The following is a 20,671-nucleotide window of genomic DNA, read 5'->3' as shown; positions in this document are numbered from 1 at the left end:
GGCGCGGCCTAGCCGCGCTCGGCGGCCGTCAGCATCCAGCGCAGGGTCTCTTCCAGCGGAGGCACGTCCCAGTCGCACACGAGACGGCGCAGCAGACGGTTGTCGCCCAGTAGCTCGCGCACCTCGTTGGCGCGCACGAAGGCCGGGTTCACCCGGACCTCGAGCGAGTGCCCGGACAACGCACTGCACATCGCCAGGATGTCGCCCAGCGAATGGCCGATCCCCGTGCAGACGTTGACCGTCTTCCCGGCCGCGTCGGCGGACTGCAGCAACTGGCGGTAGGCGAGCGCCACCGCCCGGACGTCGCCGAAGTCGCGCGAGACCTCCAGGTTGCCCAATTCGATCTGCGGTGCGCGGCGCGCGAAATGGGCGACGATCTTCGGCACGAGGAAGTTCTCGGCCTGCCCCACCCCCGTGTAGTTGAACGGACGGGTGATGGTCAGCGGCAGCCGATCGCTCCACAGGTGGGCCATGTGCTCCATGGCCAGCTTACTCACCGCGTAGTCGTTGGCCGGTGCAGGCGGCATGGATTCGTCGAGGGCGCCCGACGAGAGGTTGCCGTAGACGTTGGCACTGCTCGCCAGCAGCACCCGCTCGGGGCGGTGCCCGGCAGCCGCGAGCGCCTGCAGCAGGTTGCGCGTGCCGAGCAAGTTCACGCGGTAGAAATCGTCCACGTTGCCGTGCCCGACGAAGGCCACCGCGGCCAGATGCACCACGTGGTCCGCCGCGACCTCGCCGACCATGCGGTCGACCGCCGCCTGATCGCGAAGATCCACGACATTGAACTCGTCCGGCGTCTCGGCATCGGGGGCCGGCGGTGACTGCCCACCCACGCCGATCACTCGGCAGCCGTGCGCCTTCAGCTCGGCAGTCACGTAGCGCCCGGTGAATCCGGACGCGCCCGTGACCAGGACGCGCTTGCCGGTCAGGTCAGAAGGAGAAGCCACGCGCATTCCTCTCGAGGTCGGCCTCGACCATCATCTGGCAGAGTTGCTCCAGCGTGGTGGCCGGCTTCCAGCCGAGGATGCGGCCCGCCTTCTCGGGGTCGCCGATCAGGAGATCGACCTCCGCCGGACGATGGAACTTCGGGTTGATCCGCATGACGGTCTTGCCCGTCCCGATATCGACCGCGGTCTCGTCGACATCCGTGCCGCGGAACTCGACGTCGATCCCGGCGCCGCGGAACGCCATCTGCACGAAGTCGCGCACGGTCTCGGTGCGGTTTGTCGCAAGCACGAACGTGTCCGGCTGGTCGGCCTGCAGCATGCGCCACATGCCCTCCACGTACTCCTTGGCGAAGCCCCAGTCGCGCTTGGCATCGAGGTTGCCGAGCTCCAGAACATCGAGCTGGCCGAGCTTGATCTTCGCCACCGAGTCGGTGATTTTGCGGGTGACGAACTCGCGGCCGCGCAGCGGGCTCTCGTGGTTGAACAGGATGCCGCTGCTGCCGAAGATGTCGTAGGACTCGCGGTAGTTCACTGTCATCCAGTGGGCATAGAGCTTGGCGACGCCGTACGGACTGCGCGGATAGAACGGCGTGTCCTCGACCTGCGGCACCGCCTGCACCTTGCCGAACATCTCCGACGTCGACGCCTGGTAGAAACGGATCTTGGGATTGACGATCCGGATCGCCTCGAGCAGGTGCACCGCACCGATGCCGGTGATCTGCGCCGTCGTCGCCGGCTGGTCGAACGAGACGCCGACGAAGCTCTGGGCGGCGAGGTTGTAGACCTCGGTCGCACCGGTGCTCTCGAGAAGGCGGATCGCCGAGCCCAGGTCGGTCAGGTCGTACTCCACGAGGTGAAGGTTCTCGGCCTGCGCGACGCCGAGTTCCTCGATCCGCCAGAAGTTGACGGAACTCGTGCGTCGGTAGGTGCCGTAGACGCGGTAGCCCTTGTCCAGCAGCAGCTGGGCAAGGTAGGCGCCGTCCTGGCCGGAAATTCCGGTGATTACCGCGGTCTTCATCGATTGGGCTCCTCAGAATTCCCTGAAATTGAATGGCTTTCGACCGGTGCGGGCACCGCGTCGGGAATGATTTCCAGCTTCGATACACGAACGCGGTGGCTGGCGTCCACCACGATCCTCACTTCGAGATCGCTCACGTCGCGGGGCACGTCGAACAGGGTGTCCGAGAGGACGCCGTCGTGCGAGGCGGACACCGACCAAACGGCTATCTCGAGCCGCCCCTGGTCGGCGACGATGTCGAATCCCACACCCTGCGCCGGGCAGGCGTCCATGTCGCCCGACACCCGGAGCCGGTGACGGCCGGCGTGGAGCGGCTCGTACGGTCCGTACAGCAGAATGCCCGCTCGCCCGGCGGTGACGATGTCGCCCCGCGAGCGCTCGCCTGCGACGGTGATGAGGCGAGCATTGTAGCCGCTGAAGATGCGACGGTCGCTCGTCCGCGTCCAGCGTCGGTACGGTCGGTGCGCGATCAACGCGGCCACGAACTCGGCGCTGGATTCGGACCACGTTTTCCAGGCGATCGTGCCGGTGCCGCGGGTGTCGCCACCCGAGCGCCAGGCGCGCAGGGCATCGGCCAGCGCTTCGGGCGTGTACCCGGAGAAGTAGAAAGCGGCATCACCCGCGATCTCCTTGAAGACCGGAAGATCCCGGCACACCACCGGCACGCCGTATTGGGACGCCTCTATCAGCGGCAGGCCGAACCCCTCGCCTTCCGAGGCGGACAACAGGAACGATGCATGCCGGTAGAGGTTCACCAGCGCCGCATCGTCGATGCCCGCGAACCAGTGCAGGCGGCGTCCCAGCTCGGGATGGGTGTTCAGGCGCTCGACGAAGCCCGCCATGAGCCAGCCCTGCTTGCCCACGATCACCAAGGCGAGGTCCTCGCCGTCGGCCCACAGCAGCTCGAACGCGTCGAGGGCCTGGACGTAGCCCTTCCTAGGTTCGAGTGTGGACACCATCAGCGCGTAGTCGCGGCCGTCGAAGGGGGCTGGCCCGGCCTCGGCCGGCGCGTCGCCGGACAGGATGTCCGCGCCCAGGTGGAAGTAACCGACATCGATCGGCGTCGCGCGCCTGGGCGCGTACTCGTCCAGCCACGTGACGAACTCGTCGGCCACGGCCCTGGAGATGCACAACACCCCGTCGGCCAGGTCGGCGACCGCCGCGTACCACGCCCGGAACAGATCGACGACACGGGGGTCGAAGGCTTCCGGCCGCTGCAGCGGCAGCAGGTCGTACACGACGAAGTGGATCGGAATGCCCAGCCGGCGCATCCATTCGAACCGTTCACGGTAGCGGGGCACGATGTGCGCTGAGAGGTCCAGGCCGAGGAACACGTCACCCGGACGCGGCACAACGACGTCGTCGTCGGGAATGTCGTAGGGCAGGTCCATGAAGCGCGCGTAGAATCTCGCCGCCTGGCGGCAACGGCCGTCGTCAAGGAAGGCAATCGGCACGATCCGGGCCTGGGCCTCGGCCGCCAGCAGCGTCTCCAGATGCCTGAGCACGTTGCGGACGACGCGCTGGATCCCGCTCTTCGCGTCGAACTTGGCCAGTGCGGAGATGTCGACCAGGATCCGGCTCTCACCGGCCCCGACCTGCGCGACATCGTCGCGCAGGTCGCGATCGTCCGGCGCGCCGGCACCGGACGCGCACAGGCGATCGACCTGCGCATCGAGGTCGCGACGCACGACGTACCAGGGATCGGCGTCGGTCACCACGCGTCCACCACGTGCGACGCCGTGAAGCCATCCCAGGACATCCGGGTGCGGCAACGGTTCGCCCTGCTGGACCCGCCGCAAGAGGCCGTAGCCGCCGGCGGCGTGCGCGAGCCGCAGGGTCGTCTCGAGCGAAAGCTCGGACATCAAGGCGCCCAGGTCCGCGCCCTCGTCGACGACGTGCCCCCCGCCCCGGAGCAGCTGACGCATCGTGGCGTCGAGACCGGCGGCGTCCGATCCACCGATGCGGTACACGGCATCGCCTCGCGCCGACCTCGGCGCGGGCAGGGCTCCGTCGGGCCCCGTCGCTGCCCGCAGCGACTCGACCGACGCGTCCGACGGCTGCGCCAGCGTCGCCCAACCGTTGGCCACCAGTACAGCCAGCCCCTCCCGGGACACCGCATGCGCGGTCACGTCCACCCCCGCCATCGCCTCGCGGGGATGCATCGCGGCGAAGGGCAGCAGGGTGGACAGGCCGCCGAGCGCGCCGTCTTGCTGCGTCTCGTCGCACGCTCCGAGGCACACGTCGACCACGACCTGCGGTTCGCGTTCCGCCACGCAGCGTTGCCAGCGCAGCCGCCGGATCTCCGGGCCGGTGGACGCATCGTCGCCGCCCTCCCCCGCATCGCGTCCCCAGACCCGGGTCCTGGATGCCGGAACGGCGGCCAGCATCAGGCGCAGGCGTTCGATGTCCGCACCGAGCGACGCATCGAAGACCGCGCCCAGGCGTGATCCCTGTCCGGCGAAAGTCTCGTACACGCGCGAGACGATCTCGCCGGCGCGCGCCATCGCACCCTGGTCCACGTCGGCACCCGCGCGACGCACGCTGATCAACACATCCATCACGACGCTCCTGCGGTCACGGGCCGTTCGAGCGTCGTCGAGGGACGCCAGCGCCGGTCCTCGCCGTAGCGCACCGACGCGACGACGGTCGCGTCGCATCGCTCGATCACGATCCGGGACATCCACAACGCATCGCCCTCGCCCACCCAGATCCTCACTTCCAAGTCGTGCACGTCGTCGTCGAGCACGAACTCCACGTCCAGCAGCGGCCCTTCGACCGTCTGCCCGGCGAGGTCGAACCGGGCGACCTGCGCCTGTCCCCGGCTGTGCACGACCTCGGCCCAGGCCGACGAGCCGTGCGCGGTGACGTGCCGGCCGTCCATCAGCAGCCGGTGCCGCCCTTCCACGACGCGGATGTAGGGCCCGTGCAGCAACAGCCCGGCTTCGCCCGTGGTGCCGAGGCCCGACCGCTGCAACGCACCGACCTGGGTGCCGAACCGCGTGCAGAACGCGGGCAGGACCCAGCGATTGCCCGCGTTCCAGTGCGCATACCAGTTCCCGTGCAGCACCACGTCGAGCAACTGCTGCGTGCTGGACTGCCAGGTCTCCCACGGCAGGCCGCTGGCCAGCGGAACCTCGCCTCGGGTCGATGCGCCCAGCCATTCGTGGATGGCGCGGGCCATCTGCGCCCCGGAATCGGCGGTGAAGTAGGCCGCGTGCGCCCCCGCCACTTCCCGGAACACGGGAATGTCGCGGCACAACAGCGGCACGCCCAGCTGCGCGGCCTCGATCAGCGGCAGGCCGAAGCCCTCGCCTTCCGACGCCGCGAGCAGGACGTCCGCACGCACGTACAGGGACTGCAGCAGGCCGTCGCTCGCCGCCTCGAACCAGAACAGGCGGCGCATCCATTGCGGGTGCGAGCGCAGCCTCTCGGCGAACGCATCGAACATCCAGCCGCGCTTGCCGACGATGGTCAGCACCACGTCCTCGCCGTCCCGCCACAGCACGTCGAACGCGTCCAGCGCCTGCTGGTAGCCCTTTCGCGGCTCCAGCGTGGACACCATCAGCACGACCGGCACCTCGCCGGGGATCGCGGCGGCCATCTCCGATTCGGCGGCCGTGATCGCCCTGCGCGACACGTCCGCATCGAGGTCGGCGCCGAGGTGGAAGAAACCGATCTTGAGCGGCGTCCTGTTCGGTGCCGAGGGCTCGACCAGGGCTTCGAGGTTCGCGATGAACTCGTCGGCCACCGCGCGCGAGATGCAGATCACGCCGTCGGCGACCGCGGCCAGCGCGCGCAACCAGCCCTCGAAATTGGGCCGGGCGCCGGGATGGAAGAACTCCGAACGCAGCCAGGGCAGCAGGTCGTAGATGACGAAGTGGACCTCGACCCCGCCCGCCCGCAGGCGCTCGAACCACGCGGCGGAACGGATGACGCACTGCTGCGCCAGGTCCAGGCCGAGGAAGAGATCGCCGCGCGCGTAGTCGATCGGATCATCGCCGCGCAATGGACCTTCAAACCCGAGGAAGCGGGCGGTGAATGCGGCGGCATAGCGGTACTGCCCGTCGGCGGCGAAGTACACCGGCTCGACCCGCGTGCCCGGCATGCGCCGGTCGAGCAGCGCCGACAGCACACGGCGCACCACGCGCTGGATACCGGTGGCCTGGTCCTGGTGCACCAGTTCGGACACGTCGACCAGGATCTGCCTGGCGTGCAGGCTGGTGGCGTGATTGTTCGCCGCAGCCTTGGCGAAGACCTGGAGATCGGCTTCATCGCATTGCGCCTCGTCGGGCAGTGCATTCACCCGCGCGACGAGTCGCTGCAGCAGCACGGCCGATCCGGACGCGTGCGCCTCGAACGCCAGCGCGAGCGCACCGGTGGCGAACGCATCAGCTGTCCCGGTGGGCAGGATGCGCCAGTCGCTCGGCCAGCGGATGTCGTCGCGCGAAAGCGCGATCCTGCGCGCCGCGATCGCGTCCACGCCCACCCCCGCCGTGCCCGGCGGCGGCACCCAGGCCGCCGGCGGCGCGGGATCGAGGCGTTTGCCGGCATGCCGTGCGAGGGCGAACGCATAGCCGTGGGTCGCGTAGAGCGCGGCGGGATCGGCCGGCGGCTCTTCCCAGCGCGCACCGTCGACGACGAGCGTCGTGCTGGTGGTGTCGTCTGCCCCCTCCTCGGCGATGACCAGTGCGATCTCGCCGCTGCCGTGTGCATCGGCCACGGCGGGCTGCACGGACGAAGCGCGCGCGAGCGCGTCCAACCGCGCCGTGTCTGCATCGGCGGCGTGCTCGATACGGGTCACCCGGAAGCGCCTGGGCGCCTGCCGGGCATGCAGGGCCTCCAGTGCCGTGAGGGTGCTGCGTGCGCTGCGTTCCCAGGAAAACCTGCGGCTCTGCGTGCCGGCATGGCGGCGCAGACGCTCAGCCATGGCCGGATCGTTGAGCACGCGGTCGAGTTTTTCCGCGATCGACGCCTCGGACATCGGATCGAACAGCGCCTCATCCAGGCCGACCACCTCCGGCAGGGATGTCGCGTTCGCCGCGACGACGGGCGCGCCGCAGGCCATCGCCTCCAGGATCGGCAGGCCAAAGCCTTCGTGGAACGAGGGAAAGGCGAAGACCGACGTCACGCTGTAGAGCCGGACCAGATCCTCGTCGGACACGTACCCGACGAAGTTCAGGGCCCCTTCCGGCAAGCCTGCGGCCGCAGCGATGGCCTTCAGCTCGCCGACGGCCGTCGGCTCACCGAGGCCGGCGAAGACCAACTGTGCGCCTTCCGGCCGCGTGACCTTCGCCCACGCGCGCACCAGGCGCGCCAGGTTCTTGCGCGAGTCGAATCCGCCGGTGTAGAGCGCGAAACACTCGCTGAGCCCGAATCTCCGCCGGAACGCGGCGACCTCCGACACGGTCCCCCGCCAGGGCGAGAACACGGGGTCCACGCCCGAGGAGATCATGGCGACGTCGTCGGGTGCGGCACCGAGGTGCTCGATCGCTTCGTTGCGCGACGCCTCGCTGATCGCCAGCAGCATGCCCGCCGCACGGAGATCCTCGATCCGCTCGCGGTACCAGCGTTCGATCAGGGGATGCTGCAGATACTCCGCCGGTCTCACCAGCGGGATCAGATCGTAGAGCGTCACCGCGGTACGCGATGCCAGCCCTTCGGGACTGGCGATGCGCACCGCGGTGTCGTCGCCGAAGCCCTCGAACAGGCTCGCCGTGTGGATGACGTCCGGTTTCAAGCTGGCCAGGTAGGCATCGCGCAACAGGCAGGCGTGGCGTTGCCGGACACGCGCCTCCTTCCGATCGTGGGTCGTCGCGATGCCGGGCATCGACGCCCACGTCCGGATGTGCTCGCGCGGCATGCGCCGGCTCAGGCGCTCGACCAGCGGATAGACCCCGCCGTCGCCGGCGATCTCGTTGAGGCACACGATGATCTCGTGCGACCCCGCGACATCGAGCATGTGCTCGAATAGGTTGAGCGAGTACCGGCCGATACCGCGGAAGCGGCCGTTGAACTGGCAGGCCTGGAGGTCGACGACGATGCGCATCAGGGCTGCTCCGACGCGCGCTTGCCCGAGAGCGCATCGAAGACCGCGCGTGCCCGGACGCCCATCATCGCCGGCGCCGGCACGTCGACAGGCGTCGGCTCACCGTGTGTCGCCGCTCGCTGCAGCCACGCGTGCAGCCGCGGTTGGACCGCGACGATGCGCTGCAGGCGCTGCGCGAGCTGGGTCCGGTGGCGAATGCGCACCCAGAGCGCGCGCACGCTGCCACGCGCGATCCGCCTGGCGGCCTCGCGCGGCGGAATCTCGTGGCGGGCGACGCTGGTCGCCAGTCGCAGCGGCGCGGTGACCAGCCATGAGGACGAGCCGCGGATCGCCGCCAGTTCTTGCTCGAGTTCGCCGGCACGCGCGGCCTGGGCCCGCAGAGGCCCAAGCTCGCCATTGAGCTGGCGACGCATCGCGACGCCACGCCGTCCCTGCTGCTCAAGTTCGAACGCCCACGCCTCAAGCACACGGTTCTGCTCCTCGCGCACGGCCATCCGGTCCAGCGTCTGCCGCGCTTGAAGCTCCACCGCCTGCAGACGCGCAATCTCGTCTTCGAGCCCCTTGATCCGCGCCACGTCCTGTTCGAGTCCCGCGATCCGCGCGACCTCCCGTTCCAGCCCCGGGATCCGCGCGAGCTCCTGCTCCAGTCCCGGAATCCGTGCAGCCTCCTGTTCCAGTCCAGCGATCTTCGCCACGTCCTGCTCGAGTCCGGGGATCCGGGCGACCTCCTGCTCCAGCCCGGCGATCCGCGCGACGTCGCGCTCCAGCGCAGGGACGCGCGAAGCCGCCTGCTCGAGCGCCGCGACGCGCGAGGCCATGTCACCGCGCTGCTGCTCCGACTCGAACAGCCGCTGCGCGGCCTCGTGCGCCCGCCGATGGACGATGTGGGCGCGGCGGGCGAAGCGGGTGATCGTGCGCACCGTCTCGGCCAGCTGCACCTGGTCGAAAACATTGGGCGGGCGCGAGAATGCAGGTGCCAGTGCCATACGCTCCTCGGCCACGTAGAACACGTTGAGGCCGTCCCAGTACACACGGCGGTAGCGCGCTTGCGTCACCAGGTGCTCCCACTCCCCGGCGACGACATCTGGTGTCCCGGGTCGCGTGGCCTCGATGACCAGGATCCAAGGTCGGTGCACCTCCAGCGAGAGGCTTTCCAGCACTTGCGGTTCCGCACCTTCCACGTCGATCTTCAGGAAATGGATGTCCTTCCCGGCATGCGCCGCTAGCACGTCGTCCAGCCGCCGGGCCGCCACCTGCCGCGGACGGACAGGGAGGCCCTCGTCGCGATACCTCTCCGCGTAACGCGTGACGCTGGTCGACAGGCCGCCGGGCACTTCGTGGATTTCGATGGCGTCCGCCGTGGGATGGATGGCCAACTCAAGATTGATATCCCGAGGACGCAGTCGACGCAGCATTCGAGCCCACTTAGGCACAGGCTCGATGTTGATGCCCTGCCAACCACGCTCGTAGAACGCGGCGGTCACGGAGTCGCGCACCGCATGCTGCGCGCCCACATCGACGTAGAAACCGCTCTCGATGTGACCGAGAGCGCGGTGCAACATCACGTCTTCGAAATTCTGCGCATAGCTGATGAAACTCATGATCTCTGCACCGAGATGCGCGGCTGCATCCATGTGCTGCCGATGAAAAATGGATGGTTCATGTTGACGACGGTGAACACCAACGCGAGATCGCGCCACTCGTAATTGTTCACGAGATGGGTCTCGGTGCTCACAAGCGCCGTGGAGACGGAATAGCTACCCGGTCCGATGATCACATCGAAGTCGACTAGGAACTCGACCGCCGCGCCCTCCGGCAGCCCCTCGATCGCCTGCTCGGTATGATGGGTGTTGGTCCCGTAGATCGACTGACCCAGCCGATCCTTGATCATGTAGCCGAATACGAGTCGAGGAATCGAGGAATTTGCCACCGCGCGCACACGTAGGCGCACTTTGTCGCCCACGCCTACAAATTCAACCGGTTCGCCTGCGCCGTTGAGCAGCTCGATGCGGTCAACCACCACCTCACCGGTACCGGACCTCGTCTGCACGCGCCCACCTGCGTTCTCCACACGGATGGTCCTGTTCTCATGCTCGGCGATGAGTGCGTTGTAGAGATCCATGACCTCTTCCGGCGACCCATCCTTCACGATGTGCCCGCCGTCGAGCAGGATCGCCCGACTGCACAACCCCTGCACCGCTGCCTTGTCATGGGACACAATCAGTAAAGATGTGCCTTCGCGCTGGAACTGCCTGATCCGGTCGAAACTCTTGTGCTGAAAGTAGGCGTCGCCCACGGACAGCGCCTCGTCGACGATCAGGACATCGGGGCGAAACGCTGTGGCCACCGCAAATGCGACCCGCATCTGCATACCTGTCGAATAGATACGCACGGGCTCATCGAAGTATTCGCCGATCTCGGCAAATTCCTCGATTCCCGCCATGGCGCCATCGATCTGAGCGGGTTGGTAGCCCATGAGCCCCGCGGAATGCCGTACGTTCTCCCTCCCGCTGAGGTCTGGATTGAACCCCATACCCAGCTCTAGAATTGCGCTGATGCGGCACTGACTGGACACGCGGCCTTCCGTCGGCCGCATCGTACCGACGATGAGCTTCAACAGCGTGCTCTTTCCCGCGCCGTTTTCCCCGACGATTCCAACAGCCTCGCCCCGGCGCAGTTGGAACGAGATATGTCGCAACACCCAGTGCTCATCCACCTGACCTATCCGCAGGCCGAACCAGTTCGCCATGCGTTGAAGCTCGGATCCATACTGGCGGAACGACTTTCCAACGGACTCCACACTCAGAATGACCTCGCTCATAGTACGTCCACCATTTCCGCCGAAGCACGCCTAAATAGTAAAAACGCTACAAACATCAATACAAATGAAAGTCCAAGCGGCACGAGAAGACTCTGAAGATCGGGCGCCTCGTTTCTGAGAAGGACGTTCTGATAGCCAGCCACGACGTGAGTCATTGGATTAAGCGCCACGATTGCACGAAACTGCTCCGGAATGATGTTTGCAGGATAGACAATCGGAGTCAGCCAGAACCACAGTTGGATTACAACGCCGGTCACTTGGCCGACATCACGTACGAAGACGTTGAGAACACCCAGAAACAATCCCAAACCCACTGCGAACAGAGTGGTGACGAGAACCAGCAGAGGCAGGTATGCGATGGCGACGCCAGCCCAGTGGCCGAGCAGCGCGAACACAACCAGAATCGCCAAGAACAACATGGCGTTGTTCACCAATGCCGTCCCCGCTACAACGACGGGTAGACAGATGCGTGGGAACGAGATCTTCTTGAGCAGGTTGGCGTTGTCGATGAACACCGTGGATGATCGCAACACAATTTCGGAGAACAACGACCACGCCATCAGGCCTGCTGTCAGATAGATCGCGAATCCGAATTTACTCTCGATGCCTGGCAACCTGGCCATGAGCACCTCCGAGAGTACGATCGCGAAGATCGCCACCTGCGCAAGCGGCTGCAGAATGACCCAGAGTGCACCCAGCCGGCTGCGGGCAAATCGGCTCTTGATGTCATTCACGATAGAAGACGTCACGAAGTGCCGATACCGATAAAGCGCGATCGCCCATGAATTCATAATTTGACCCAGATAAGGTAACTAAGTAAGCCGCTCAACATCAGCTATTCGAGGCCGCGTTTTCGAGCATGCCCGCTTTGTCATTCGGCCGATCCGTAACATGTGCGGAGGCAGCGAAGATCCGAGCATTGAAGATTGCCGCTGCCGTCTTCGGACAGAGGGATCGAAGCACGTCGTCTTTGCCGCGCGCACTTCGATACGCTCTCAACGCGGCATCGTCTGCGACCTCCTGCATACAGCGGCTCGCTTGCTCGATCGAGGGCTGTGCCCATCGCTGCCCCTCTGCGGAGGGATAAGCGCCCGAAGGGACCGGAACCAGGTCGTAGCCAACCAACCAACTGTTCTCGGAGGTCATGAATTCGAGATTCCCAGACCATCCGGTGGCGATCACAGGCTTGCCGATCGCCATGCTTTCCGCCATCCCGAGACCAAATCCCTCCGCTCGATGAAGCGAGACATAGGCGTCACAGCAACGTTGCAGCGCGTGCATGTGATCTCGTTCCAGCACGCCATCGCGGACAATAATGCGCGAATCTTGCTTGGTGCACTCTAGCAGCTCGACGAGTTTTTCCTCATGGCGCTGGCCGTTACTCGTCTTGATGAGCAATCTGACATCCCGCCGCTCCTCCGGGAACGCACGCCGAAATGCAGCAATTACATCGGCTGGATTCTTCCGGTCTATGGATGAGTTGAAATCGAAACTGGTAAGAAAAACGAAAGCATCCGGTGCGATCCCGAAAGCATCGCGCCCCAGTCCGCTATCAGCCACAACGCCTAGCGGAAGTGGTACGCGTGTAACGGGCTTGTCGGTAGCGCCACGAAATGCACGTTCCACGAATGAAGAAGCGACTACGATCTCGTCTACCTGCTGGATCACATGCCGCCATGCCTCTGGGACCGTCTCCAACTCCCAGAACCAGACCGCCACGATATAGCGCGAGGCCGGCTCCTTGCGAAGTTTGGCCACATTCCTCAGAGCCTGTTCGAAAAGATCGGGATTGACGAAAACGATATCGACCGGAGACGGTGCCGTAAGTGCCAGTAGATGCTCGAATTGTCTGTCCTCCTGCTCATGCGGAATCTGCAGACCGACATCATGCAACGTCAAAGGCATGCCGGACGCCAACAAGGCCTCGACATAGAGCCTCGCACTTTCGCCGAGCCCAAACTGCCCACGCAGAAACGCAAACGCGTTTGCCCCGACCTTGCCCCCACCCAAAGGGTTTAGTGCCGAACCGGGCTGAGGAACAAGTAGCCTCGACGCAGCCGGAGGTAATGGAGGAAACGCGACCAAGTCCCTCACCCAAGCAAGGCGCCCCGAAGCGAGGCGTCGGCGTACGACACTCGGGAGCCGCGCAGCCATCCATGACAGCCCAGGCATTCGACGTGCCCGGCCCAGCCACGCCATGGCGGTGAGCTTGAAAGATGACTTGCGGGTCACGGCGACAACTTCCAGGGCAGACAGGGGGCGAGGGCGGTCAGTTACGAGTCGAAAGCGCGGACGCTACATCGCTCTGGAGATCCCCAACATCCTCCACCCCAACACTCAACCGCACCAAGTCGTCCGCGATCCCCAACGCCGCCCGCCGCTCCACCGGCACCGACGCGTGCGTCATCACCGCGGGGTGGTTGACCAGGCTCTCCACGCCGCCCAGCGATTCGGCCAGGGTGAACAATTCGGTGCGCTCGCAGAAGCGCTTCGCGGCCTCGTAGCCGCCCTTGATCCGCACCGAGACGATGCCGCCGAAGCCGGACATCTGCCGCTTCGCCAGATCGTGCTGGGGATGGGAGGCCAGGCCGGGGTAAATCACCCGCTCCACCGCGTCGTGTCCGGCCAGGAACTCGGCGATGGCCTGGGCGTTCTCGCAATGGGCGCGCATGCGCAACGGCAGGGTCTTGAGCCCGCGCAGGGCCAGGAAGCTGTCGAACGGCCCCTGCACGGCCCCGGCGGAGTTCTGCAGGAAGGCGAGCTGCTCGCCGAGCTCGGCGTCGTCGCCGGCGACGACCATGCCGCCGACCATGTCGGAGTGGCCATTGAGGTATTTGGTCGCCGAGTGCAGCACCAGGTGCGCGCCGAGATCCAGCGGGCGCTGCAGGATCGGCGAGGCGAAGGTGTTGTCGACCAGGACCAGCAGGCCATGCTTGCGGGCGATCTCCGCGATCCGGGCGATGTCGACCAGCTTGAGCATCGGGTTGGTCGGGGTCTCGATCCAGACCATCCGGGTATCGGGGCGGATCGCGGCCTCGAACGCGGCCGGGTCGCTCAGGTCCACCCAGCTCACCTGCAAGCCGGCGGTGCGGCGGCGGACGCGCTCGAACAGGCGGTAAGTACCGCCGTAGACGTCGTCCATCGCGATCACGTGGCTACCGGCGTCCAGCAGTTCCAGCACGGTGGCGGTCGCGGCCATGCCCGAAGCGAAGGCGAAGCCGCGGCTGCCGCCCTCCAGCGCCGCCACGCAGCGCTCGTAGGCGAAGCGGGTCGGGTTGTGGGTCCGCGAGTACTCGAAGCCCTGGTGCTCGCCGGGGCTCGACTGGGCGTAGGTGGACGTCGCATAGATCGGCGGCATCACGGCCCCCGTCGAGGGGTCTGGGCGCTGGCCGCCGTGAATGGCCAGGGTCGCCAGCGACAGCGCGCGATCGCCGCGTGCGGGGGAGGAAGCGGACATGGAAGCTCCGGAAAAGTGGCGGGATTCTAGCAGTGGCGAATGAACGAGCCGTTGGACCGAGCGCCGCTTCAGCAGCGCTGCGCCCGACAGGCCGGGCCCGCCGTCACTGCACCCTTCGCCGCAGGTAATTGAGGAGGTCGATCCGGGTGATCAGGCCCAGGAACCGCTCGCCGTCGACGACGATCGCGACCTGGCCCCGGTCGAACACCGGCAGCAGCGCCTCGATCGGCGATTTGACGTCCAGCCGATCCAGCTTGCTCACCATCGCGGTGGAGACCGGGTCGCGGAAACGGGCCTCGTCGCCATACACGTGCAGCAGCACGTCGGATTCATCGACGATGCCGACCAGGCGCTCGTCTTCCATCACCGGCAGCTGCGACACATCGTAGAGCTTCATGCGCTGGTACGCGGTGATCAGCGCATCGCCGGGGGCGACCACCACGGTGTCGCGCAGGCTGTACGGGCGCAGGATCAGGTCGCGCAGGTCGCCGTGCTGCTCACGCTCGAGGAAGCCGTTGTCCAGCATCCAGTAGTCGTTGTACATCTTCGACAGGTACTTGTTGCCGGTGTCGCACACGAACACCAGCACCTTCTTCGGCGTGGTCTGCTCGCGGCAGTAGCGCAACGCCGCGGCCAGCAGCGTCCCGGTCGAGGATCCGCCGAGCACGCCCTCGGTGCGCAGCAGTTCGCGCGCGGCGAGGAAACTCTCCTGGTCGGGGATGGCGTAGGCCTTCTTCACCCGCGAGAAGTCGGAGATCGACGGCAGGAAGTCCTCGCCGATTCCCTCGACCATCCAGCTCGCGGACTTGTCGCTGAGCGTGCCCTCGTTGATGTACTCGGTCAGGATCGACCCGACCGGGTCGGCCAGGATCAACTCCACGTCCGGCGCGTGCTCGGCGAAGTGCCGCGACAGCCCGGTCATCGTGCCGGAGCTGCCGCAACCGAACACGATCGCATCGAGCCCGCCCGCCTCGGCCATCTGCCGCAGGATCTCCGGGCCGGTGCCGTGCTCGTGCGCGGCCGGGTTGTCGGGGTTGCCGAACTGGTTGATGAAGTACGCGCCAGGGGTCTCGTCGGCGAGCCGGGCCGCCAGGTCCTGGTAGTACTCGGGGTGTCCCTTGGCGACATCGGAACGGGTCAACACGACCTCGGCCCCCATCGCCTTCAGGTTGAAGATCTTCTCCCGACTCATCTTGTCGGGCACCACCAGCATCAGGCGATAGCCCTTCTGCTGCGCGACCAGCGCCAACCCGATACCAGTATTGCCGGCCGTGCCCTCGATCAGGGTGTCGCCGGGACGGATGTCGCCGCGCGCCTCCGCTGCCTCGATCATCGACAGACCGATGCGATCCTTGATCGACCCGCCCGGATTCTGGCTCTCCAGCTTGAGATAGAGCTCGCACACCCCGGTGTCCAGGCGCTGCGCGCGCACGATCGGGGTGTCGGCAATGAGGTCGAGGACGGAGTCGTGGATCGGCATGGGGCAACCGGTGTTCGATCGGACCCGCGATTATCGCATCCCAGCCCGCCGGATTCCCCGCGGATGCCGCCGGCCGACGAGGAGGCCGGCGACATCCGCGGATGGAAAGGGAGCGTCAGCCCCCCCGAGGCGCCAGGGGCGTCAGTGCTGCTGGATGTCGTCGAACATCTTGATCAGCCGGTCCTTGGCCTGGAGCTTCTCGCGCTTCATTTGCGCAAGCGTCGTCTCGTCGATCGGCAATACGCCGAGTTCGGCATCCATGACCTTCTTGTCGAGCTCCTGATGGTGGTGATACAGGCGCCGGAAATCCGGATTGGCCTGGAACACCGCTTCCATTTCCGCGTGGGGTTGCGCTTCGAACATGTGGATCGCCTCCTCGGTCAATGGGACATGGGCAGGACCTGCGGCCGGGCCGCACACACGAACGCCCCGACCGGAGCCGGGGCGTTCGTGTGGAACTCGGACGAAGAACCCGCCATCGGTACCAGCAACACCTCCCGACGAGGATGACGGTATTCCTGGGCAATGGGCGGGTACGTCGTCGTCATTGGCCTGGTCGGAGCGGGCCGGACGGCACCGCTTCGACCTCGACCCTACTCCTCGCCCTTCGGACCGACAAGAGCCGATTTTCCACTTCGGCAACGCGCCGCGCCGGGGCCTGGCGAGGCGCGGCAAACGCCGCGAGCGCAGCATGATGCGGCGACGCCCCATTCACCCAAGCCGTTGATTTCCTTGAACCGTTGCCCAACTGAGGGGTCAATCGTCGCCCAGATCGACTTCGAGCTCACGCATCAACTCGGCCTCGCGGCGTGCGAGCTCGGCCTCACGCGCCCGAGCGGCCCGCAACCGGGCCGCCTCGCCGCTGGCGACCCCTTCCAGGGCCGTTTCCGCCTGCTGGCGCGCGGTGAGCTCGTAATCGGCCGCAGCCCGCAGCCGCGCGGTTTCCTCGGCCTGGATCTGCGCCTCGATGCGCAGCCGCTCGGCCTCGGCCCGCGCACGCGCGGCCTCCTGCCGGCTGGCCTCGACCAGCAGATCCGCGCGGGTGCGATCGAGACGATCGACCTCGCGCCGGACGGTCTCCGTCCGTGCGGCGATCTCGGCCGTCTCGACCCGCCAGCCCGCCACCTGGCCGAGCACGTCGCGCTGGCGCGAGCCGGCCGCGAGATAGGCGTCGATCGCCTGCCGCGCCTGCAGGCGCTCGAGCATGGCGACACTGGCGGTCGCAGGATCGGCTTCCAGGGCACGCAGGCGTTGCGACAGCATTTCGGCATCGGCGCCTCCACGCTGCTGGGCCTGCACGCCCAGCGGCAGCACCACGGCGCAAGCCATCCCCGCGATCAGGAGGTAGCGTCGGATTCCGGCGGTCATCATGATCATTCCCCCTCCATGCCGATACGACGACGCAGATCGGTGATCTGCGCCCGATGCTGCGCGAGCTCGGACTGCGCGGCGGCCTCGCGGCTGCGCGCGAGCGCGAGATCGGCCAGCGCGGCGGACGACAGCGCGGCCCCACGGGCCTCGTCGTCGCGCCCTGCCGACAGCGCCGCCTGCGCCTGGCCCAGCAACGTGCGCGCCTGCTCGAGCTCGTCGAATGCGTACTGGTCGGCATCCGCCGCAGCCGCGCGCGTCACGGACTGCTGGGCCGTGGCGACCTCGGTGGTCGGCGGCGGCAGGCGGGTGGCGCAAGCTGTGAGCACGAGCACGCTTGCGAGGGCGCAAGCCTGCAGAAGCCGCTGGAACTGTGCGAAAGTGGGCGTCATCGGGCCGCACCTCATGGGGAACATGCGGCCAATTGTCGACAGCATATGCCCGCCGCGCAATGACCGGCCGGGCTCCCGGGGGGGATGATTCATGGACATCGGCTATTTCCTGAAGCTGATGACGGAAAAGAACGCGTCGGACATGTTCCTGACCACCGGCGCACCGGTCTACATCAAGGTCGAGGGCAAGCTCCATCCCCTGGGCAACACGGGCCTGCCGCCGGGGATGGTCAAGAAGATCGCCTACTCCCTGATGGACGAGGGCCAGGTGCCGATGTTCGAGCGCGAACTCGAGCTCAACATGGCCCTGTCGCTGCAGGATTCCGGCCGCTTCCGCGTCAACGTGTTCAAGCAGCGCGGCGAGATCGGCATGGTGATCCGCTCGATCCGCAGCGCGATCCCGTCGATCGAGGAGCTGCAACTGCCGCAGGTGCTCAAGCAGATCATCATGGCCCCGCGCGGCCTGGTGCTGATCGTCGGCTCCACCGGCTCGGGCAAGTCGACCACGCTGGCGTCGATGATCGACTACCGCAACGCGCACACCTCCGGGCACATCCTCACCATCGAGGATCCCATCGAGTATCTGCACCGGCACAAGAAATCCATCGTCAACCAGCGCGAGGTCGGGCTCGACACCCACACCTTCCACAACGCGCTGAAGAACGCGATGCGCGAGGCGCCCGACGTCATCCTGATCGGCGAGATCCTCGACGCGACCACGATGGAGGCCGCGATCGCGTTCGCCGAAACCGGCCATCTGTGCCTGGCGACGCTGCATTCCAACAACGCCGACCAGACCATCGAGCGCATCCTCAACTTCTTCAACGAGGCCGCGCACAAGAACGTGCTGATGAACCTGGCGCTCAACCTCAAGGCGGTGGTCAGCCAGCGCCTGGTGGTCGGCACCGACGGACGCCGGCTGCCGGCGGCGGAAGTGCTGATCAATACGCCGATGATTCGCGACCTGCTGCGCCGCGGCCAGGTGCACGAGATCAAGCCGGCGATGGAAGACACGCTGGAAGAAGGCATGGAGACGTTCGACCAGTGCCTGTTCCGCCTGCACAAGGAAGGCAGGATCGAGATGGAAGAAGCACTCAAGGCGGCGGACTCCCGCGACGGCCTCGCGCTGAAATTCCGCCTGTCCGAAGGCGGCGACGTGCACGACCCCTACGCGGACGTGTTCGCCGCGGACGACCCGGTGCGCGGCTGACCGCCGTCCGGAGACGTGACGCCGCTCCTGGCGGCGCACGTCGATGCTGTCGTCGCGGCCCGCCTCCCGAATCGGATGCCGGATCCGCCATCCGATTCGAGCCGCCCAGCCAGCCCCTGGCCATCCGGCCCAGGCCTCGCGACACGTCAGGGCGCGTCGGGCTGCTGCTCCGGCCGCGCCCGGTCGAATGCGTCCAGGGCCAGGCAGGCGGTCTCGATGCGCAGCAGGCCGGGATACGGCGACAGGTCCACGCCGAACCGGCGCGCATTGTAGAGCTGCGGCACCAGGCAGCAGTCGGCGAGCCCGGGCCGATCGCCCGAGGCGAACGGCCCCAGGAGCGCGCCCTCCACCGCCAGCAGCGCTTCGAACGCCCCGAGCCCGCTTTGCACCCAGTGCGCGATCCAGCTTTCGCGCTCGGGCTGCGGCACACGCCATTCGTGTTCCAGGAAGCGCAGCACCCGCAGGTTGTTCAGGGGATGGATCTCGCAGGCGACCAGTTGCGCCAGTTCGCGCACCCGCTGCCGCGCCGCGGCGGTCGACGGGAGCAACGGCATCTGCGGCCAGGTTTCGTCGATGTACTCGATGATCGCCATGGACTGCCGCATGCGGCGCTCGCCGTGCACCAGCATCGGCACCAGCGCCTGAGGCGCGTGGGCGGTGTAGTCGGGCTTGTGCTGCTCGCCGCCGTCGCGCACCAGATGCACCGGCAGCGTGTCGTAGGCGAGCTGCTTGAGATTGAGCGCGATGCGCACCCGGTATGCGGCACTCGATCGCCAATAGGAATACAGCGCCAGGCGCTCGCTCATGTCACCCCCCTCGCTCAAGACCATGCGGCCGCCGCAGCACCTTAGCGTGTCGGGCATGCGTACGGCGTGCCGCCGATCCCACCCGAGCGCGGCTTCGTCAGTCCTGCCGTTCGATGCGTTGTTCGATCGCGCCGAAAATCGAACGTCCCTCGGCGTCGAGCATCTCGATGCGCACCCTGTCGCCGAACGCCAGGAACGGCGTCTGCGGCTTGCCGTGCTCGAGGGTCTCCACCGTGCGCTTCTCGGCGAAGCACGAGGCGCCCTTGGCGGTGTCCTGATTGGCGATCGTGCCCGAGCCGACGATGGCGCCCGCCGACAGGGGCCGCGTCTTCGCCGCATGCGCCACCAACTGGGCGAAATCGAACTGCATGTCCACACCCGCCTCCGGCGCGCCGAACCATGCGTCGTTGACGTGGGTGACCAGCGGCAGGTGCAGCTTGTTGTCGCGCCAGGCGTCGCCCAGTTCGTCCGGGGTGACGAACACCGGCGACAATGCCGAACGCGGCTTCGATTGCAGGAAGCCGAAGCCCTTGGCCAGCTCGCCGGGGATCAGGTTGCGCAGGCTCACATCGTTGACCAGGCCGATCAGCTGGATGTGCCCCGCGGCGTCCTCGGGCGACGCCGCCATCGGCACGTCGTCGGTGATCACCACGATCTCGGCCTCGAGGTCGATGCCGTAATCCTCGCTGACCACGCGCACCGGGTCGCGGGGACCCAGGAACCCGGCGCTGGTGGCCTGATACATCAGCGGATCGGTGTAGAAGCTCTCCGGCACCTCGGCACCACGCGCGCGCCGTACGCGCTCGACATGCGGAAGATAGGCACTGCCGTCGACGAACTCGTACGCACGCGGCAATGGCGACGCCAATGCCGCCATGTCGACATCGAACGCACCTTCCGCCTCGCCCACTTCGAGCTGCTCGGCCAGCGCGTTGAGGCGCGGCGCCAGGTTCGACCAGTCCTCCAGCGCGCGCTGCAGCGTGGGCGCGATGCCGGTGGCACGCACTGCACGCGTGAGGTCGCGGGACACCACGATCAGCGTACCGTCGCGACCGCCTTCCTTCAGGGAACCGAGCTTCATGGATATCTCCGGACGAATTGATTTCAATTGTAACCAGTTGCGGCG

Annotated in this window: 16 protein-coding genes; 1 reads left to right on the top strand and 15 read right to left on the bottom strand. The window is 66.8% G+C overall.

Annotated elements, in window-relative coordinates:
• Positions 1–8: 8 nt before the first annotated feature.
• The 13 genes from RG19_RS02395 to RG19_RS02335 all read right to left on the bottom strand — a co-directional run bounded on the left by RG19_RS02395 (position 9) and on the right by RG19_RS02335 (position 17,529).
• Complete coding sequence (locus tag RG19_RS02395) at positions 9–953, bottom strand: NAD-dependent epimerase/dehydratase family protein (RefSeq protein ID WP_202905309.1); 945 nt, start codon at positions 951–953, stop codon at positions 9–11.
• Positions 931–1,965, bottom strand: a complete 1,035-nt coding sequence (gene gmd, locus RG19_RS02390) for a GDP-mannose 4,6-dehydratase (protein WP_058833867.1) — start codon at positions 1,963–1,965, stop codon at positions 931–933. Before gmd ends, RG19_RS02395 begins: the two co-directional genes overlap by 23 nt.
• Positions 1,962–4,523 (bottom strand): glycosyltransferase family 4 protein, encoded by a 2,562-nt coding sequence (locus RG19_RS02385; RefSeq protein WP_058833866.1) that lies wholly within the window; start codon positions 4,521–4,523, stop codon positions 1,962–1,964. The genes gmd and RG19_RS02385 overlap by 4 nt, the downstream gene beginning before the upstream one ends.
• A complete protein-coding gene (locus tag RG19_RS02380; protein ID WP_058833865.1) occupies positions 4,523–8,011 on the bottom strand; it encodes a glycosyltransferase family 4 protein in 3,489 nt (1,162 codons plus the stop codon). The genes RG19_RS02385 and RG19_RS02380 overlap by 1 nt, the downstream gene beginning before the upstream one ends.
• Positions 8,011–9,711, bottom strand: coding sequence for an FkbM family methyltransferase (locus RG19_RS02375; protein ID WP_157515138.1), 1,701 nt, complete (start codon positions 9,709–9,711; stop codon positions 8,011–8,013). The genes RG19_RS02380 and RG19_RS02375 overlap by 1 nt, the downstream gene beginning before the upstream one ends.
• Positions 9,609–10,760, bottom strand: a complete 1,152-nt coding sequence (locus RG19_RS02370) for an ABC transporter ATP-binding protein (RefSeq protein WP_425599681.1) — start codon at positions 10,758–10,760, stop codon at positions 9,609–9,611. Before RG19_RS02370 ends, RG19_RS02375 begins: the two co-directional genes overlap by 103 nt.
• A 68-nt stretch (positions 10,761–10,828) precedes the next feature.
• Complete coding sequence (locus RG19_RS02365; RefSeq protein WP_058833862.1) at positions 10,829–11,623, bottom strand: ABC transporter permease; 795 nt, start codon at positions 11,621–11,623, stop codon at positions 10,829–10,831.
• Between the two features lie 40 nt (positions 11,624–11,663).
• The gene (locus tag RG19_RS02360; protein ID WP_162267042.1) at positions 11,664–12,737 is read right to left on the bottom strand and encodes a glycosyltransferase family 4 protein; all 1,074 of its coding nucleotides are present in this window, start codon (positions 12,735–12,737) and stop codon (positions 11,664–11,666) included.
• Positions 12,738–13,101: 364 nt separating this feature from the next.
• Positions 13,102–14,289, bottom strand: coding sequence for a cystathionine gamma-synthase (locus RG19_RS02355; protein WP_058833860.1), 1,188 nt, complete (start codon positions 14,287–14,289; stop codon positions 13,102–13,104).
• A gap of 103 nt (positions 14,290–14,392) precedes the next feature.
• Positions 14,393–15,769: a pyridoxal-phosphate dependent enzyme gene (locus RG19_RS02350; RefSeq protein ID WP_058833859.1), complete on the bottom strand. Its 1,377-nt coding sequence runs from the start codon at positions 15,767–15,769 to the stop codon at positions 14,393–14,395.
• A 141-nt stretch (positions 15,770–15,910) separates the two neighbouring features.
• Positions 15,911–16,132, bottom strand: a complete 222-nt coding sequence (locus RG19_RS02345) for an HP1242/YdcH family protein (RefSeq protein WP_058833858.1) — start codon at positions 16,130–16,132, stop codon at positions 15,911–15,913.
• Between the two features lie 393 nt (positions 16,133–16,525).
• Positions 16,526–17,137: a hypothetical protein gene (locus RG19_RS02340; protein ID WP_157515136.1), complete on the bottom strand. Its 612-nt coding sequence runs from the start codon at positions 17,135–17,137 to the stop codon at positions 16,526–16,528.
• Between the two features lie 5 nt (positions 17,138–17,142).
• A complete protein-coding gene (locus tag RG19_RS02335) occupies positions 17,143–17,529 on the bottom strand; it encodes a DUF4398 domain-containing protein (protein WP_058833856.1) in 387 nt (128 codons plus the stop codon).
• A gap of 91 nt (positions 17,530–17,620) precedes the next feature.
• Here RG19_RS02335 and RG19_RS02330 point away from each other — a divergent pair, with 91 nt between their 5' ends.
• Complete coding sequence (locus tag RG19_RS02330; RefSeq protein ID WP_058833855.1) at positions 17,621–18,739, top strand: PilT/PilU family type 4a pilus ATPase; 1,119 nt, start codon at positions 17,621–17,623, stop codon at positions 18,737–18,739.
• Between the two features lie 146 nt (positions 18,740–18,885).
• Here the strand turns inward: RG19_RS02330 and maiA are convergent, their stop codons facing one another.
• Positions 18,886–19,545: a maleylacetoacetate isomerase gene (gene maiA, locus RG19_RS02325; protein WP_058833854.1), complete on the bottom strand. Its 660-nt coding sequence runs from the start codon at positions 19,543–19,545 to the stop codon at positions 18,886–18,888.
• 97 nt (positions 19,546–19,642) lie between these two features.
• Positions 19,643–20,626 carry a fumarylacetoacetate hydrolase family protein gene (locus RG19_RS02320; protein WP_058833853.1) on the bottom strand — a complete coding sequence of 328 codons (984 nt, stop codon included), beginning with the start codon at positions 20,624–20,626 and terminating at the stop codon, positions 19,643–19,645.
• Positions 20,627–20,671: the final 45 nt, after the last annotated feature.

It is taken from the genome of Luteimonas abyssi (assembly GCF_001482195.1).
Taxonomy (GTDB): domain Bacteria; phylum Pseudomonadota; class Gammaproteobacteria; order Xanthomonadales; family Xanthomonadaceae; genus Luteimonas; species Luteimonas abyssi.
Note: the sequence above shows the minus strand (reverse complement) of the source record. Positions and strands in the feature narration are given on the sequence as shown.

Coding starts and splice junctions, on each gene's coding strand:
- RG19_RS02355 (WP_058833860.1), bottom strand. CDS start 14,289: ATGTCCGCTTCCTCCCCCGCACGCGGCGATCGCGCGCTGTCGCTGGCG.
- RG19_RS02380 (WP_058833865.1), bottom strand. CDS start 8,011: ATGCGCATCGTCGTCGACCTCCAGGCCTGCCAGTTCAACGGCCGCTTC.
- RG19_RS02365 (WP_058833862.1), bottom strand. CDS start 11,623: ATGAATTCATGGGCGATCGCGCTTTATCGGTATCGGCACTTCGTGACG.
- RG19_RS02370 (WP_425599681.1), bottom strand. CDS start 10,760: ATGGCGAACTGGTTCGGCCTGCGGATAGGTCAGGTGGATGAGCACTGG.
- RG19_RS02385 (WP_058833866.1), bottom strand. CDS start 4,523: ATGGATGTGTTGATCAGCGTGCGTCGCGCGGGTGCCGACGTGGACCAG.
- maiA (WP_058833854.1), bottom strand. CDS start 19,545: ATGAGCGAGCGCCTGGCGCTGTATTCCTATTGGCGATCGAGTGCCGCA.
- RG19_RS02360 (WP_162267042.1), bottom strand. CDS start 12,737: ATGCCTTTGACGTTGCATGATGTCGGTCTGCAGATTCCGCATGAGCAG.
- RG19_RS02345 (WP_058833858.1), bottom strand. CDS start 16,132: ATGTTCGAAGCGCAACCCCACGCGGAAATGGAAGCGGTGTTCCAGGCC.
- RG19_RS02340 (WP_157515136.1), bottom strand. CDS start 17,137: ATGACCGCCGGAATCCGACGCTACCTCCTGATCGCGGGGATGGCTTGC.
- RG19_RS02395 (WP_202905309.1), bottom strand. CDS start 953: ATGCGCGTGGCTTCTCCTTCTGACCTGACCGGCAAGCGCGTCCTGGTC.
- RG19_RS02335 (WP_058833856.1), bottom strand. CDS start 17,529: ATGACGCCCACTTTCGCACAGTTCCAGCGGCTTCTGCAGGCTTGCGCC.
- RG19_RS02330 (WP_058833855.1), top strand. CDS start 17,621: ATGGACATCGGCTATTTCCTGAAGCTGATGACGGAAAAGAACGCGTCG.
- RG19_RS02350 (WP_058833859.1), bottom strand. CDS start 15,769: ATGCCGATCCACGACTCCGTCCTCGACCTCATTGCCGACACCCCGATC.
- gmd (WP_058833867.1), bottom strand. CDS start 1,965: ATGAAGACCGCGGTAATCACCGGAATTTCCGGCCAGGACGGCGCCTAC.
- RG19_RS02320 (WP_058833853.1), bottom strand. CDS start 20,626: ATGAAGCTCGGTTCCCTGAAGGAAGGCGGTCGCGACGGTACGCTGATC.